Raw genomic sequence first — 15,756 nt, 5'->3', positions numbered from 1 at the left:
AGAGGAGGTGACGAAATGACCGAGGACGACATCGACGAGGATGCCCCGATCTTCGCGATCGCCGTCGCCGCCGAGCTGTCGGGCATGCACCCGCAGACGCTCCGTCAGTACGACCGGCTCGGGCTTGTCGTGCCCGCCCGCACGCAGGGCGGGTCGCGGCGCTATTCGCTGCGGCACGTGGAGCAGCTGCGCGAGGTCGCGCGCATGTCGTCGGACGGCATCGGCCTTCCCGCGATCGTGCGCATTCTCGAGCTCGAGAACCGCGTGCAGGAGCTTCACGGACGCGTCCGCGACCTCGAGGACCGCATGCGCGCCGAGCTCGAGAAGCGGCCGGGCGCGCGCGTCTTCGCGGCCGGCTCCACCGGCTCGGTCGTGACGCTGCGGCATGGCACGCGCGTGCGCCGGGCGACCGAGGTCGTGGTGTGGCGGCCGCGCACGCCGATCGAGCGACCGGACGAGTCGGGCGAGCCACCCACCGAATGAACCTACGTAAGAAGGAGGGGACGGCATCCGTCCCCTCCTTCTTGCGCTGCCTGTCGCAGTGGTGTCAGGCGCGCTGCGACCGCCGCAGGGCGAGCATCGCGCCGACGGCGATCAGCCCGAGGGCTCCGAGAGGCACCAGCGGCGACAGCCCGCCGCCACCGGTCGCCGGGAGCGGGCGTGTCGAGGCGGTGTTGGTGAGCGTGAGCTGCGCGACGCCCTGATCGCGGGAAGCGGTCGTCGGGAGCACGACCTTGCCGTCGTCGCCAGGCACCAGGGTCTCGCCGTCGACGGTCCAGGTCGCGGTGCCCCAGTCGACGCCGGGGATCGAGGGCAGCTCGCCCTCGCGCACCTCGAGGATCGTTCCGACCGGGAAGTACGGCGAGTAGACCGGCACGTTCGGTGTCAGTTCGACGCGCGGCTGCGCGACGCCGTCCTGCCACCAGTCGAACGGGTAGGTGGTCCCGGCCGGGATCGCCGATGAGCCGTTGCCGTCCACGACCTTCGTCACCGCCCAGCGGGTCATCTGCACAGCCGTGTTGATCACCTCGAGCACAGGGGTCTCACCTGGGCCGATCTGGACCGAGGCCGACGGCCGCCAGACCGTCTCGCCCCACTCGTATCCGGGAGGCAGAGTCGAGGCATCCGGTTCCTCCTCCGTGAGGTACACCACGGTGCCGAACGGGAATTCGATCGGGTCGCCGTCCGGATCGACCGGACCCGCGGGCGTCCCATCAGCGGGCAACTCGAAGCGTCCGACTTCCACGGACGGGCCGGGCACGAAGGCGACGTAATCGATCATGAACGAGTCGACGACGAGCTGGTCGGGGTCGATACCGAACAGGCTCTTGGACACCTCGAACGTCCCGCGCAGCTGCGAGCCGTCGTTGACGAGGGTGGCGTGCACGACGGCCGCGCCGTCGGCGCCGATCGTCAGCTGCGCCGGATCGAACGTCGCCGCTGCCCACCGCACCGCACGAAGTGACGGTGCGGGCAGCTCCTCGAAGGTGACGACCGTTCCGTACGGGAAGGTGATCGGGATGCCCGTGTCGTCGAGCGGGCTGACCGGCGTGCCGTCGCCCGGGAGCCGGACGATCCCGGTCTGCACGTCGCCCGTCGGCAGCGTCGCCGTCCACCGGACGGTGAACTCCAGGCCGTCGGGGACGGACTGCGGCGGAATCCCCGTGAACTCCTTCGACAGCGTGAACGTCCCCTCGCGGAGGGCGTTCACGACCTCGATCGCGATGTCGCCGGTCTCGGGCAGCGGGATGTCGACGATCGCCGTCTCGAGCGGTCCGGCGCCTTCGAAGTTCGCGGGGCGATACTCCGTCGTGGTGCCGTCCACCGTGGCCTTGATGACCGGGATCTCCCAGCCGTCGGGGTCGACCGCGGTGCCGTCGAGGGTCGGCAGCAGCTCGGCGAGCTCGAGGATGTCGGCCTCCGCCTCGACTCCGACGAGCAGTTCGGGGTCGCCGACAGGGAGCGGGACGGTCGTGCGGGCAGGAGCGGGGTCGGTGTTGTAGCTCACGGCGTACTCGTACGCCGGATCCGCTGCGTCTCCGATCGCCGACTTGACGATGGTGATCGTCCGCGGCGCCTCGCTCGGAGTGATCGCGTTCGTCAGCTTCACGGCGACGGTCTCGCCGGCCGAGTCGATGACGAACTCCCGGCCGGGCGACCAGTGCGCCCCGCTCCAGTCGTAGCCCGGAGGCGGATCGATCCCCGACAGGTCCTCCGTGAGGACGATACGCGTGCCCACCGGGAACGAGATCGGGTTGTCGTCCTCGTCGAGAGGAACGATCACCGTGCCGTCGAACGGCACGTCGAGGGTGCCCTGTCCGATCTGCGCGCCGCCGAAGAAGGCGGTCCAGGTCACGGGCACCGTCGGCTGCGAGGGATCACCCGGATCACCGCCCGACACGTCGTCGATCAGCTTCTGCACGCTGAAGGTGCCCGTCAGGGCCGTCGCTGTGTTCGTGATCACGACCTGGGCCGTGCCCGCGCCGATGGTGAGCGGGTTGGGCGCGATCGTCGGCGTTCCCCATTCCCATCCCGGGACGCTCTCGGGCTCGACTTCCTCGAACTCGACCACGGTGCCGAGCGGGAACTGTTCGCCCGCGAGCACGGGCGTGCCGTCGGCCGGCAGCTCGAGCGTGCCGGTCACGACGGTGTCGTCGGGTTCGGTCGCGGTGTAGTTCACCGTGAACGTCGTGTCTTCCGGCAGGTCGGACTCCTCGATACCCGACAGCTCCTTGCGGACGGCGAACGTGCCGCTGTCGGCCTCACAGGTGATCTCGCCGGAGAACAGGAAGGAGTGGGCCTCACCGCCCTTCATCGTCACGTTCAGGCCGATCACCTGGCCGTCCAGTGGGGCGGCGTCGACGGTGACGGACGCGTTCGGTGCGTAGATCGAGCCGTCGATGCGCGCCTCGGCAGCCTTCACCGTGACGTCGCCCGTCAGCGCGGACAGGTCCCAGATCATGTAGGGCGAGAAGGCGCCTTGCGGGTCGGCTCGCGCGCCGATCACCTCGGTGGTTCCCTCGGCCACGCGGATGATGAGCGGGTTCGAGACCCCCGGCGTCGGGCCGGACGAGAACTGGAGGAGCGCCGCCCCGGCGATGTCGGCGTAGTCGACGACGTTGGGCTGGTCGGGGCTGAGCGGCTCGAGCACCTTGCGGCTGCCGGCATCCTCCGCCACGCCGACGTGGTGGCCGACGTCGCCCAGCGGGTCGGCGATGTCATCGAGGCAGCTGTTCGCCTCGTCCCACGACGCGTCGCGGTTGGCTTCGACGTAGTCGGCCACCGCGGTGTCGGAGGTGTTCGCCGTGTAGATGCTGCCGTTGCCGTCCGCACCGGCCGGGGGCGCAGCATCCGCCGGATACTGCTGGTGGGTCGCGTCGATCAGCGGGGTCTGGTCGACGTCGGCGGGGTTCTGGTTGAGGCGAAGCCAGTCCGCGCGCGCGAAGGCCTGCCACCCTTCGTCGCGCTGCACCATCTTCAGATCGCCCCAGAGCGCGGGGTCGCTGGTGCCCGCACTCGTGATGGCGAGGATGTCGGTGCTCGCGGTGCTGTAACTGTTCACGAGGAAGCGCGTCGGGTCGCCGTCGACCGTCGGGAGGTCGTAGTCCCCGGTGCCCGCGGACACATGGATGATCGTGTACTGGCCGCTGCTGCCTTGCACGGTGGCGGTGCCACCGACCGCGATGCTGCCCTCGGTCTCCTGGTTCTGCAGGAGCGCGTCCTCGCGTGCGTAGATCGTGAACCCGCCCGCGATCGCGAACGGGTTGACGAACTCGGGGTAGGCGGCCGACGCGGGTTGAGGATCGATCGCTCCGGTCACGACGGCCCCGGTGGCCGCCAGCAGTGCGGCGGTGAGGCCGGCGACGAAGCTGCGCATCCGACGACGTGGGCGATCGAGTCCGAGCATCCGTGAAATCCCCCTTCCCGCCCTCACGTGTGGGGACGCGCGGCGCGGTCTTTCGACCCTATCGGGACTTTTCGACCGGACAGCGGATGCGTCTCGCGGAGGACGGTGAACCGTCACATGATGGACACATGCCGACTCTCGACGACGTCCGCACCATCGCCCTCGGGTTCCCCGGCGTCGTCGAGCGCATCGACGGACACCGGGGAGGAGCCTCCTGGCGCACTCCCGCCGGCGTCTTCGTGTGGCAGCGGGGACCGAGTGGCCGCGATCTCGAACAGCTCGCGGCCCTCGGGCGCGAATGGCCGTCGGGCGACGTCGTGGGCGTGCGCACCGACGGCGCGCAGGTCAAAGAGGCGCTGCTCGAGACCTACCCCGATGCGTTCTTCACGATCCCGCACTTCGACGGCTATCCCGCCGTGCTGGTGCGGCTCGATGCGATCGAGCTCGAGCAGCTCCGCGAGGTCGTCACCGACGCCTGGCTGCTCAAGGTGACCAAGCGGGTCGCGAGGGAGTGGCTGGCCGCGCACCCGCCCGTCACCGGGTAGCCCTGCGCGACCGATGACGGATGACGGATGCCGCGGGCCGCGGCACGCGGCATCCGTCACTCCTCACGCCGGAGCGGTCTCGACGTTGCGGTGCTTCCGGAACAGCTCCCAGTCGGCGCGCGAGAGGTCGGCGTACGCATACGCCCATTCCAGGATCGCTTCGCCCGCGACCTTGCCTCCTCCGACGTAGCCGGCGACCGACGAGGACAGCGGGGATTGGCCGTGCGCCCGGGCGAGGGTCGCCGCGCAGGCATCGGCGTACCAGAGGAAGGCCGAGTCGTCGAGCTCGTCCATGTCGAACCCGCCCTTCTTGTCGCGGAACTGGCGGACGTAGAAGTCGCGCTGCGCGCCGTACGTCGTGCGGCGCACGAAGCCGAGGAAGGGATCCGACACCGACTGCAGGATGCGCTGCATGCCCACCACGCGGCCTCCGTCGCCGTACTCGTCGATGAACCGCGTGACGACCTCCGGCTGCTCGGCCTTGCCGTACTGGATCAGCACGCTCTTGCCCGCCTCTTTGCCCTGGAGCAGCAGCACGCCGTCGTCGCCGTCCTGCATCGAGATCACGAAGCACCGCGTTCCGACGCTGCCCACCCCGACCACGCGGAGGGCGATGTCCGACATGCGGTACTTCTGCAGCAGTGCGCGGATGTCGATGTTGGCCGACTGCACGTACTGATCGAACACGCCGAGGACGCGCTCCTCCGACTGCGCGTCGATGTGGGTCATGGTCGGAGGCGCCTCGACGAAGACGACCCGCCCCTCGTCATCGACCTGCGTCATCTTCTTCGCTGCGCGCGCGCCGGTGCGCTTCTCGGCCTCTTTGATCGCGGAGTCGATGGCGGCGCGGGTGTCGTCGTCGACGGCCCGCTCGGCGGCCATGGCGTCGAAGCGGTCGTAGTAGCGCTTCAGGGGGCTGCGCTTGGCGCCCGTGCCGATCGCACGCGCATAGACGCGCACCGCGTCCAGCGATGCCTCACGCACCACCGAGTCGGCGCGTCCGGTCGACTGTCCCGCGATGACGATGCTGGTGACCAGGCGCTTCACGTCCCACTCCCATGGCGCCCAGGCGGACTCGTCGAAGTCGTTGAGGTCGAACACGAGGGTCCGCTGCGGCGAGGCGTACAGCCCGAAGTTCGACACGTGCGCGTCACCGCACGACCCGACGCTGACACCACTCGACGGCGAGCGGGACAGGTCAGCGGCCATCAGGGCGGCCGTGCCTCGGTAGAACGCGAAGGCGCTCGCGGCCATGCGCTCGGTCCGCAGCGGAACGAGTTCGGGGACACGGTCCTCATCCTGCGCGTCGAGGATCCCCATCGGGTCGCGGTCGTTCGTCGGCAGCTCGGCGAGCGACTCCCGCGGAGTGCGCTGGCGGGCGGCGCGCCCTTCGGCGACATGGTCGGTGTAGGACGGCAGCGGGGCCCACGTGCGGCCGATGGGCGAGGCGTCGATCGTAGACATGGGCCCAGTGTGGCACTGCGTGGCGCCGGCGAGGAAGAGCGGTACCCTGACGCCGTGACCCGCGCCGCGCAGCCCGCTCCGCCCCCCGCGATCTCGCCGAGCCTGCGCGTGCTGCTGGTGCTCGCCGCGACCGTGGTGGTGCTCGCGGGCGTGTACTTCGCGCGGAGCCTGATCGGCCCGCTGGCCCTCGCCATCGTCCTCGTCGTGATCTGCGAGCCCGTCCGCCGCCCGCTGGAGCGCCGCGGCTGGCCGCGCTGGACCGGCACGACCGCGGTCATCCTGCTGGCCTACCTGGTCCTCGCGGTCATGGGCGTCCTGCTGTGGGTCGCCGGCGTGCAGTTCGCAGGCCTCGTGTCGGACTACCTCGACCAGCTGCGCGGCAGCCTCGACGACTTCCTCGCGTGGCTCCAGTCCGCAGGTCTCGATCAGCAGGCGACGGATGCTGCGGCCTCGGTCCTCGACCCCAAGGCGCTGCTGGGGCTCGTGGGGAGCATCGGCGGCACCGTGATCGGGGTCGTCACGGCCCTCTTCTTCGTGGTCTCGTACATCATCTTCACGGCAGCCGATGCCGCCCGGTACCGCGACGCGGAGCGGGTCTTCGGCGCTGGCCGTCGCCCGGTCCTCGCCCGCATCGGACGCCTCAACACGGGGGTTCGTCGCTACTACGTGGTGAACGCGTCGTTCGGCGCGATCGTCGCGATCATCGACGGCCTGGCGCTCTGGGCCCTCGGCGTGCCCGCGCCGATCGTGTGGGCGGTGCTCGCGTTCGTGACGAACTTCGTCCCGAACATCGGGTTCGTGCTGGGCCTCATCCCGCCGGCCGTGCTCGCGTTCGTCGTCGGCGGCTGGCCGCTGTTCCTCGCCGTCATCGCGATCTACTGCGTGGTGAACGTCGTGCTGCAGGTGCTCGTGCAGCCGAAGTTCGTCAGCGACGCGGTCGACCTCAGCCTCACGCTGAGCTTCTTCTCGGTCGTGTTCTGGACCTTCGTGATCGGCCCGCTCGGCGCGATCCTCTCGATTCCGCTGACATTGTTCGTGCGGACGCTGGTGCTCGAGGGCGACCCGGGCTCACTATGGCTGCGATGGCTGTCCGGAGACCGCACCGCCACTCCCGCGTCCGCCGCCCGCGAATCCCTCTCCGACTCCTGATCCACCCCTCGCCCGAACCACCCGAGTCCTCACGGAGCCACCGATGACCCAGACCTCGCTCGACCGACCCACCCCCGAGCAGCCCTCCTCGCCTCGCCGCCGCGGGGGAGTCTTCGACGCGTCGAGCGAGCGATCGCTCGAGTCGCTGGCCCTCGGCGTCGGCGCGATCTCCTTCGTCCTCGTCGCCCTGGTGTCGCTGATCGTGTTCCAGTTCCAGGCGGCGCCGATCTCGGGTCCGGGATCGGTCGGTCAATTCGCGGCGATCGCCTCGGGCGTGGTCGCATTCCTCGCGGTGGTCGCGGGCCGGATCGTCGTGCACCGCCACGAAGGCGGCCGCCGCCTCCACGTGCTGGACTATGTCGACGTGGCGGCCCTCGCCTTCGCCCACGGCGTGATCGCACTGCTCGGCTGGACACTGCTCGCCGTGATTCTCGAGCAGGCCTTCATCGGCGCGACGGTCTTCGCCCTGCCGGTGCTCCTCCTCGCGGGCGCCACGGCGGCGATGAGCGGCTACCTCGCGTTCTACTCGGCCACGCATATGGAGCTGCAGCTGCTCGCGGTGGTGCTCGCTGTGTTCCTGGTGTTCGGCGTCCTCGCGAGCATGCTCACCGCGAGCGACCCGAACTGGTGGAAGGACAACCTGAGCGCCCTGGGCATGTCGTCGAACGTCTCGGCCTTCGCGTTCAACATCACGATCATCGTCGCCGGCTTCCTCGTGACGACGCTCGCCCGCTACTCGACGCGCGGCATCCCGACGGCGAACCCCAAGGGGATCGGCCGCGTGCGTGTCACCCTCATCGTCCTCGGCGTCTTCCTCGGCATGGTCGGCCTTTTCCCGGTCGACAGGTTCTTCGCGCTGCACACCGGCGTCGCATCCGGCATGGTCGCCGCGTTCGGCGTGCTCGTCATCGCGCTCCCGAAGTGGATCACCGGCATTCCGCGGGCCTTCGTCGCGCTCGGCTGGCTGTTCCTCGCTGTGACGCTGCTGCTCGCCGTGTTCTTCTTCATCGGCTACTACACGCTGACCGCCGTCGAGCTCGTGGCCGGCATCCTCGTGTTCACGTGGATCGTGCTGTTCATCCGCAATGCGGCGGCCCTGCAACAGGACTCGCAGCGGACGCCGTCAGCGAACTGAGGCCGGCTGATCCCACGGCAGCCGGGCGCCGGGCCGCTCGCGCGCCAGGTCGTCCGGCGTGATCAGCATCTCGCGCGCCTTCGTGACGACGAGCCATGCCGGCAGCACGATGATGCAGAGCATCGGCAGCACCGTGATGTCGTCCACGAGCGCGACCGCGACGAAGAGCGCGACCCAGCCGTCGCGGGCGATCGCCAGCACGACGCCGAGGATTCCGCACGCGACGGCGAGCGAGAGCGGCAGCCCGGGAAGAAGTGCGCCGCCGAGGAGGCCGGCGGCGACGCCGAGGAACACCGCGGGGAAGATGCGACCGCCGCGGAACCCGGCGGACGCCGCGACGACGAGGGCGGCCAGCTTCACCAGCAGAATGACGGCGAGCTGTCCGGGCGGGTAGGCGCTCGGGTCGGCGAGCAGCTGCTCGCTCTGGTCGAGGCCCTTGAAGAGGGTGATCGGGCCACCGATGGCACCCAGAAGGCCGAGCACCGCGCCTCCCAGTGCGGTGAAGAGCAGTGGATGCCGCAGCGCGTGGAATGCGCGGTGCACGAGCGGGAAGAGGTAGACGCCGATGAGCCCGAAGGCGGCGGCCGCGCACGCGATGAGCGACCCGGTGAGCAGGTCGAACGGCTGCGGGCCGCCGTAGGGATCGAACGGCGCCTCGGCGCCGAAGCCGCCGCCGGCGAGGTAGGTCGTGACCGAGCCGGCCCCGGCAGCCACGAGGGGCAGGAACAGCTTGTCCCAGAGCGAGCCGCCCATCTTGAACTCACCCACCATCCCGGTGAAGACGAGGGCGGCGGCGACCGGCGTGCCGAACAGCGCGCCGATGGTCGCCGAGATCGCCAAGGCCCCGATCAGCGCGGGCGGCACCGCCTTCGAGATCCGGGCGAGGATCGCCACCGCCAGCGAGACGTTGATCGCGATGATCGGGTTCTCGGGGCCGAGACTGACACCGCCGGCGAGGCTGAGGATGACGACGATCGCGAGCCCCGGGAGCACCGACAGCGGGAGCGGTGTGGCGGCGAGCTCGGTCGTCGCCGAATCGGGGCCGGCGTGGCCGGGCACGAGCCACACCACGAGCCCCACGGCGATGCCGGTGAACGTGAGCACGGCGAAGATCCACCATGGCGAATCCGGCGCGACCCCGAGGGAGGTCGGCAGGCTGGTCCATAGCCCGTCGTCGACCTGATCGGCGAGGAGATCGACGGCGCGCAGTGAGAGCGCGGACAGGACGCCGATGAGGATCGCGGGGATCGACAGCAGCACCAGTCGTCTGACGGTGAGCTGCGGTCCCGGTGAGGTGGCCGGTGCGGGCGAGGCGGCGGAGGGGCCGGGCATGGGCACACGATAGCGGCCGGGGGCCACCCGCGCGAGGATCGCACGCGACACGATCACGCTGGGCGGGGCGCGTCCGGCGGGGCGCGAGCCCGCGAATGCGCCATGATTCGGCTAGTGGATGAGCACACCTGGCACAAGCGCACCTCTGCGCCGCTGATCGTCGCGGGTCTGGCGTATCTCGTCGCGTATTCGTGGAGGGTCATCGCCGACCTCGAGGGGCCGGCTCGGACCGTGGCGACCACCGTGATCGCCGTGACCTGGGCGATGTTCATCGCCGACTATCTCGTGCGCCTCTCGCTCGCCGAGCACAAGCGGAAGTGGTTCCGCACCCATCTGCCGGCGCTCACGTTCGCGCTCATCCCGGTGCTCCGGCTCGTGCGACTGCTCCGGGTGCTGACAATGGTGCCGGGCATGAAGACCACGGCGGGCGGAGTACTTCGCACCAAGATCCTCGTGTACGGCGTGGGAGCCTCGCTCATCCTCATCTACCTCGCCTCGCTCGCGGTGCTCGAGGCCGAACGCCACGCCCCCGACGCCAACATCACGACGTTCGGCATCGCCGTGTGGTGGTCGTGCGTGACCGTCACGACGACGGGTTTCGGCGACTACACCCCCGTGACGGATGCCGGGCGCCTCGTCGGCGTCGGGCTCATGTTCGGCGGCGTCGCGCTGGCCGGCGTGATCACGGCGACCCTGGCTTCATGGGTGCTCGAGCGCGCCGCGCGCGACCACGACGACGAGGAGCCCGCGACCCGGGCCCAGCTGCGCACGCTGATCGAGAAGATCGATGCCCTCGCCCTGCCGGCCGGCGCCGCAGATGCTGCGCCGGGCGCCGCGCGCACGCCCGAGCGGACCCGCGGCCCGGGGGCTCCTGGCCACGTCGAGCGCGACACCGACGCGCCGGCGCCCGACGAGCCCGGCGTTCCCGGCCCGGAGCGGCACCCCGGTGGCCTCGGCGACGGCGGCGACGACCGCCCGGGAGGCTGAGCAGCGGGCTTCGGATCGCGCGGCGGGACGCAGCATCCGTCCCCGCTCCATGCAAGAAGGCCGCGTACCCCGGAGGGTACGCGGCCCTCTCGACGGGATGCGTCAGGAGAGCAGCTTGGCCTTCGCGGCCGCGAACTCCTCGTCCGACAGGATGCCCTGAGCATGCAGCTGCGCGAGCTGCGTGATCTTGGCCATCATGTCGTCCTCAGCGGGAGCAGCCGCCGGCGCGGGCGCCTGCGCGGCCTGGGCGTTGGCGACGGCCTGCGCCGCAGCCTGGTCCATGGCCGCCTGCTGCGCCTGGGCCTCGTAGGCCTGCTGCTGCGACTGGTCGTAGTACTTCTGCTGCTGGTGGCGCGCGACGCTGCCGGAGACAGCCGTCGCCGTGCCGGCGACGACTGCGGTGCGAGCGGCCATTCCGATAAGGCCGGGGCGGCCCATTCTTCCGAGGGGCATGTCTTCCTCCTTACTCGGCGTTCTCGGACAGGAACGCGTTGACGATCGGCGCGGGGATGCCCTCGCGTGCGATGACGGCGCCGCCGGCGTCGTACAGCGCGGCCGCGAACGACTTCGCCCACAAGAGCTCGATGACGAGGATCGCCGCCGACGATCCGGGCTCGAGGTTCTCGGCCAGGTAGAGGATGTCCTCCTCGCCGGCGAGACCGGCCAGGTCGAGGGCGGGCGCGCCGTCGTCGACGGTGTCGGACAGCTCGAGCACCTCGATCTCACCCTCGGGCGAGCGGCGGGCGAACACGAGGTCGAGCACGTTGACGGTGCCCGCCGCGACGAGGTCGTCGATCGCCTGAAGCACTGCCGGACCCGGGCGGTCGCCCTCGAAGCCGATCGCGTAGAACTCGATCGGACCGTAGTCGAAGGTCGTCATGTCTTCTCCTGTTCCGGTGCCGGCTTACGCCGCCAGCGCCTTGGCCTTGAGGGCGTCGAACTCCGCCTGCGAGATCGCGCCCGAGTCGAGCAGCGACTTCGCCTTGGCGATGTCGTCAGCCGCGCTCGAGCCGCCACTGCCCGCCGTCTGACGGATGTAGGCGTCCTGCGCGGCGCGCAGTTCCTGTGCCTGCGCGATGGAGCGCTTCTGCATGCCGTTGCCGCGCGCGATCAGGTACACCAGCGCAGTCAGGAACGGCACGAAGATCAGGAAGAGGATCCACACGGCCTTCCACCAGCCGTTGAGCTCGTGGTCGCGGAACAGGTCGCCGATGATCGAGAAGATCACCATGAGGTACGCGACGAAGACGAAGATCCAGAACATCCAGAGGATGAAATCCCAGAAGCCGCCACCCATGTAACACCAGCTTTCTCGACGGGACGAGCCGTCGGAATCGTATCTACAAAGGGATCGACTCTGTCGCGGTCATCCCCTGGCAGAACCGTACTACCTAAACGCGGCACAGAACCAAGGAAATCCGTGCCGCGTCGGACTATTCCCCCGGCGTTCAGAGGCTCCATTATTAGGGCATGACCGACCCCGCCGAACCCGTCGTCTCGTCCGTCTCCGCCGACGAGGTGGTCGCGGTGGCCGAGGAGCGTCCCCGCCGTTTCTCCAAGGTGCTGGCGGGGCTCGATCATCCGCTCGCGACGGGTTTCCTCGTCACGATCGGCGTGCTCGCCGCGATCGTGCTCGGGACGGCCATCGGGTCGATCTCGACGATCCTCGTCTACATCATCCTCGGCATGTTCCTCGCGATCGGCCTCGACCCGATCGTGCGGATGCTCGAGCGCCACAAGGTCAAGCGCGGCGCCGGCATCGCCATCGTCTTCGGCGGCTTCGCGCTCATCGCGGTGGCGTTCTTCGTCTTCGTGCTGCCGCCGGTCGTCGCCCAGATCGTGCAGCTGGTGCAGGCGATCCCCGAGCTGGTCGAGAACATCCCGCAGTCCGACTGGTTCGCGCGGCTCACTCCTGACGCGCAGGTGGCGGTGCTCGGAGCGCTCGAGCAGATCGCCGCGTGGATCTCGGCGCCGTCGACCCTCGCGGCGCTCGGCGGTGGTGTGCTGGCGGTCGGCGTCGGGTTCGTCGCGGCGATCTCGGCGAGCTTCGTCGTCATCGCGCTCACGCTGTACTTCCTCGCGTCGCTCACCGCCGCGAAGCGCGCCTTCTACGACCTCGCGCCGGCGCACAGCCGGGTGCGCCTGGCGGACCTCACCGAGCGCATCACCGACTCCGTGGGCAGCGCCTTGATCGGCTCGGTCATCCTCTCGTCGATCAACGCCGCCGTCGTCTTCGTCCTGCACCTCGTGATCGGACTGCCGTTCCCCGCGCTCATGGCCGTGATCGCGTTCGTGATCACGCTCATCCCGCTGTTCGGCTCGGTCATCTTCTGGATCTTCGCGTCGATCATCGCCCTGTTCACGAGCCCCCAGCAGGCACTGATCTTCTTCATCGCGTACCTCGTCTACATCCAGATCGAGTCGTACGTCGTGAGCCCGCGCGTCATGAACAAGGCGATCGAGATCCCCGCGGCCCTGGTCCTCATCGGCGCCCTCGCCGGCGGCGCGCTTGCCGGGATCGTCGGCGTGCTGGTCGCGCTGCCCGTGATGGCGTCGATCCTGCTCATCATCCGCGAGGTCGTGGTGCCGCGGCAGAACCTCAAGGTCTAGCGGGGTCTCCCTGCACGGGACGGATGCCTCGGCCCGAGGCATCCGTCCATCGTTCGAGCTCGAAGCGACGGGGCCACCGCGAGCGTCCGGGGTGTGCGCTCCCGCGCGCGCCCGCCTCCTCAGTTGAGGACCGTTGCCGACTTGAGGACCCAACCGCCGGAGGAGAACCCGCATCTCGGCGCACCTCCTCATTCGAGGCAGGCGCGGGCGCAGGCGCGACGTTCTCCGACCGCCACGCGTCCCGCGGACCAGCGACCGGGTGGCTCCTCAATTGAGGACGATGGCCGAGCTGAGGGGCGCATCGCCGCGCCTCACCCGCATCCTGGTGCATCTCCTCAGCTGAGGATGCGCTCGCCCGCGGCCGGCTAGGTGTACTCAGCAGAGACGTTGGTGACGTTCTTGTGAGGTGAGGAGACCTCCTGGCTTAGTGGAGCTGTCTAGTTTCTTCACCCGCCAGGAGGTCTCGTGTCTCACGCTAATGCCCGGCTGAATGTCCGGGGCAGGGTTCTGCTTGTCGAACGGGTGCTGGTGCAGCATCGTCCAGTCGCACACGTCGCGAAGGAGCTCGGGGTGTCGCGCCAATGCGCGCACCGCTGGGTCAACAGGTTCCGGGCCGAGGGCGTCGCCGGACTGCGTGACCGGTCCTCGCGTCCGCACTCCATGCCGCAACGAACACCACTTGAGGTGGAGTTGCGGGTGGTCGCGTTGCGCCGTCAGCTGCGACAAGGCCCCGATCGCCTCGCCGCGGTGGTGGGTGTTCCCGCGCGCACCATCACCGCCATCCTGCGGCGGCATCACGTGCCGCGTCTGGTCGAGTGCGACCCGCTCACCGGGGCGGTCATCCGGGCGTCGAAGACCACCACTGTCCGCTACGAACGCGCCCGACCCGGCGAGCTGGTGCACATGGACGTGAAAAAGCTGGGCCGCATCCCCGACGGCGGCGGGTGGCGTGCGCACGGCAGATCGGCCGGCGACACCGCCGCCCACAGGAGAGCCCGGATCGGGTTCGACTACGTGCACTCACTCGTCGACGATCACTCCCGACTGGCGTACTCCGAGATCCACCCGGACGAGAAGGGCGCCACCTGCGCCGGGTTCCTCACCCGGGCTGCCGCCTACTTCCGCGACCACGGCATCACCCGCATCGAGCGGGTCATGACCGACAACCATTTCAGCTACCGGCTCTCCAACGACGTCCAGGACGTGCTTGCCGCGCTCGGCGCCAAACACGTGCTGATCCGCCCCCACTGTCCCTGGCAGAACGGCAAGGTGGAACGACTGAACCGCACCCTGCAAACCGAATGGGCATACCGGCAAGTGTTCACCTCGAACGACCAACGCGCCGCCGCCCTTGCACCCTGGCTCGAGCACTACAACACTCAGCGATACCACTCAGCCATCGGCGGCACCCCACTCAGCCGGGTGTCACCAACCTGACAGCCGAGTACAGCTAGGGGCGTTGCGGGGCGGCCGCGGGTCCGGTGCGATGTATCGACTCAGCGGGCGAGGTGCAGACCCTGGGCGACGGCGTTCATGATGAGCTGCTGCACCGATGGCCAGTCATCCATGACTTGACTGAAGCCGATGCGGATCACGTGGTACCCGCGGAGCATGAGCTCGGCATCATGCTTGTTGTTGGATTCGCGCTGGGGTCCGACATGGTGGCCACCGTCGATCTGCAGGACGAGGCGGTCCCCGATGAGGAAGTCGACGCGATGGCCGTGGAGCCAGATCTGGTGGAGGATCCGCAGGCGCAGCCAACGCAGTCGCCGGGGCACGATGGTCTCCAGCCCCGAGTCGGCGAATGGCGTCGCCTCGGCGAGGATGTCGCGGGCGAGACCCGGCAGTTTCAGACGCGCGAGCACGTCGCGGTCGACCAGACCCTTGTTGAGCGCAGATTCCCAGGCGGCGAGGGCGTGCTCGAAGGGCTGGCATTGCGCGATCGCGACGAGTGTGTTCTCGATCCCGTCCTCCAGCGCATGCGGCGGCCGAGCAACGACGGGTACGAACCAGTGAACGATCGCCTTCGCGGTTCCCGTGCCCTGCTCCCGCTCGATCCGCACACCGCCGGAGCTCGGTGGGGCGCAGACGTGCGGCCGCGCGGTGTCGACGTGTACCCAGAGCCCGAGCCGCTGAGCTTGCGTGATGCACCCGAGTACGACTCCCGCGCGTGCGGCGGCGATCAGCTGCGGATCCGCGTCGGGTAGCGCCAGCCAGGAACGGCGGACGCGTGCAAGAGACCCCGCTGCGACCGCGTCGGCGAGATCCCGCTTGCTCGTGTCCCGGCCGAGGAGCGCCGACTGCCTGGCGATCCCCTTTCGTGCCCGCAGCGGCAGCATCCATGGCGGTTCCGAAGTCTCTGGTGTCATCGATTCAGGGTGGATGCCGCACCCCGCAGGCCCCCAGAGGCGAGCGCCGATTCGTGGAGAGCCCGCGCTTCTTGCGACCTGGGGAGGAAGCGACGTTTCGGCACTCGCGCACCGAAGGGACCTCCTCAGTTGAGGATCCAGGCCGGGGTGAGGACCGAATCGGCGAGAGATCTCCTCACCTCAGCTCTCGTCTTCAACTGAGGAGCAGCGACAAGGGGCGCAGATGACCCCGGGCAGACTCGGTAGCGCCGTCAGGCA

At 69.5% G+C, this 15,756-nt stretch carries 14 protein-coding genes; 7 read left to right on the top strand and 7 right to left on the bottom strand.

Going from position 1 to position 15,756, the window contains the following annotated elements; genetic code table 11:
- Positions 1 to 15 precede the first annotated feature (15 nt).
- Positions 16 to 483: a heat shock protein transcriptional repressor HspR gene (locus ACVN90_RS19785; protein ID WP_475099910.1), complete on the top strand. Its 468-nt coding sequence runs from the start codon at positions 16 to 18 to the stop codon at positions 481 to 483.
- 64 nt (positions 484 to 547) lie between these two features.
- Here the strand turns inward: ACVN90_RS19785 and ACVN90_RS19780 are convergent, their stop codons facing one another.
- Complete coding sequence (locus ACVN90_RS19780) at positions 548 to 3,907, bottom strand: DUF5979 domain-containing protein (protein ID WP_475099909.1); 3,360 nt, start codon at positions 3,905 to 3,907, stop codon at positions 548 to 550.
- A 128-nt stretch (positions 3,908 to 4,035) separates the two neighbouring features.
- Between ACVN90_RS19780 and ACVN90_RS19775 the strand changes: the two genes are divergently transcribed.
- Positions 4,036 to 4,452, top strand: coding sequence for an MmcQ/YjbR family DNA-binding protein (locus tag ACVN90_RS19775; protein WP_475099908.1), 417 nt, complete (start codon positions 4,036 to 4,038; stop codon positions 4,450 to 4,452).
- 63 nt (positions 4,453 to 4,515) lie between these two features.
- Here the strand turns inward: ACVN90_RS19775 and ACVN90_RS19770 are convergent, their stop codons facing one another.
- Positions 4,516 to 5,916, bottom strand: a complete 1,401-nt coding sequence (locus ACVN90_RS19770; protein WP_475099907.1) for a DUF2252 domain-containing protein — start codon at positions 5,914 to 5,916, stop codon at positions 4,516 to 4,518.
- Between the two features lie 54 nt (positions 5,917 to 5,970).
- On the opposite strand from ACVN90_RS19770, the gene ACVN90_RS19765 reads away from it, so the two are divergent.
- Positions 5,971 to 7,065 (top strand): AI-2E family transporter, encoded by a 1,095-nt coding sequence (locus ACVN90_RS19765; RefSeq protein WP_475099906.1) that lies wholly within the window; start codon positions 5,971 to 5,973, stop codon positions 7,063 to 7,065.
- 43 nt (positions 7,066 to 7,108) lie between these two features.
- Complete coding sequence (locus ACVN90_RS19760; protein ID WP_475099905.1) at positions 7,109 to 8,200, top strand: DUF998 domain-containing protein; 1,092 nt, start codon at positions 7,109 to 7,111, stop codon at positions 8,198 to 8,200.
- On the opposite strand, the gene ACVN90_RS19755 is transcribed toward ACVN90_RS19760, so the two are convergent.
- Positions 8,189 to 9,532, bottom strand: coding sequence for an ion channel protein (locus tag ACVN90_RS19755; RefSeq protein ID WP_475099904.1), 1,344 nt, complete (start codon positions 9,530 to 9,532; stop codon positions 8,189 to 8,191). The two genes, ACVN90_RS19760 and ACVN90_RS19755, sit on opposite strands and share 12 nt — an antisense overlap.
- A 114-nt stretch (positions 9,533 to 9,646) precedes the next feature.
- On the opposite strand from ACVN90_RS19755, the gene ACVN90_RS19750 reads away from it, so the two are divergent.
- On the top strand, positions 9,647 to 10,519 hold the full coding sequence (locus ACVN90_RS19750; protein ID WP_475099903.1) for a potassium channel family protein: 873 nt from the start codon (positions 9,647 to 9,649) through the stop codon (positions 10,517 to 10,519).
- A gap of 102 nt (positions 10,520 to 10,621) precedes the next feature.
- Here ACVN90_RS19750 and ACVN90_RS19745 read toward each other — a convergent pair whose 3' ends face one another.
- The 3 genes from ACVN90_RS19745 to ACVN90_RS19735 are packed head-to-tail and all read right to left on the bottom strand — an operon-like array spanning position 10,622 to position 11,816.
- On the bottom strand, positions 10,622 to 10,957 hold the full coding sequence (locus ACVN90_RS19745) for an SHOCT domain-containing protein (protein WP_310287831.1): 336 nt from the start codon (positions 10,955 to 10,957) through the stop codon (positions 10,622 to 10,624).
- A gap of 25 nt (positions 10,958 to 10,982) precedes the next feature.
- Positions 10,983 to 11,399 carry a DUF6325 family protein gene (locus tag ACVN90_RS19740; RefSeq protein ID WP_475099902.1) on the bottom strand — a complete coding sequence of 139 codons (417 nt, stop codon included), beginning with the start codon at positions 11,397 to 11,399 and terminating at the stop codon, positions 10,983 to 10,985.
- 24 nt (positions 11,400 to 11,423) lie between these two features.
- Positions 11,424 to 11,816: an SHOCT domain-containing protein gene (locus ACVN90_RS19735; RefSeq protein WP_475099901.1), complete on the bottom strand. Its 393-nt coding sequence runs from the start codon at positions 11,814 to 11,816 to the stop codon at positions 11,424 to 11,426.
- A 173-nt stretch (positions 11,817 to 11,989) separates the two neighbouring features.
- Here ACVN90_RS19735 and ACVN90_RS19730 point away from each other — a divergent pair, with 173 nt between their 5' ends.
- Positions 11,990 to 13,129 carry an AI-2E family transporter gene (locus tag ACVN90_RS19730; protein ID WP_475099900.1) on the top strand — a complete coding sequence of 380 codons (1,140 nt, stop codon included), beginning with the start codon at positions 11,990 to 11,992 and terminating at the stop codon, positions 13,127 to 13,129.
- Between the two features lie 465 nt (positions 13,130 to 13,594).
- A complete protein-coding gene (locus ACVN90_RS19725) occupies positions 13,595 to 14,566 on the top strand; it encodes an IS481 family transposase (protein ID WP_475098526.1) in 972 nt (323 codons plus the stop codon).
- Between the two features lie 59 nt (positions 14,567 to 14,625).
- Here the strand turns inward: ACVN90_RS19725 and ACVN90_RS19720 are convergent, their stop codons facing one another.
- On the bottom strand, positions 14,626 to 15,498 hold the full coding sequence (locus tag ACVN90_RS19720; protein WP_475099899.1) for an endonuclease domain-containing protein: 873 nt from the start codon (positions 15,496 to 15,498) through the stop codon (positions 14,626 to 14,628).
- Positions 15,499 to 15,756 lie beyond the last annotated feature (258 nt).

Source organism: Microbacterium sp. F01, from assembly GCF_056156365.1.
The sequence above is the reverse complement of the archived record's forward strand: the minus strand, read 5'-3'. Positions and strand labels throughout refer to the sequence as shown.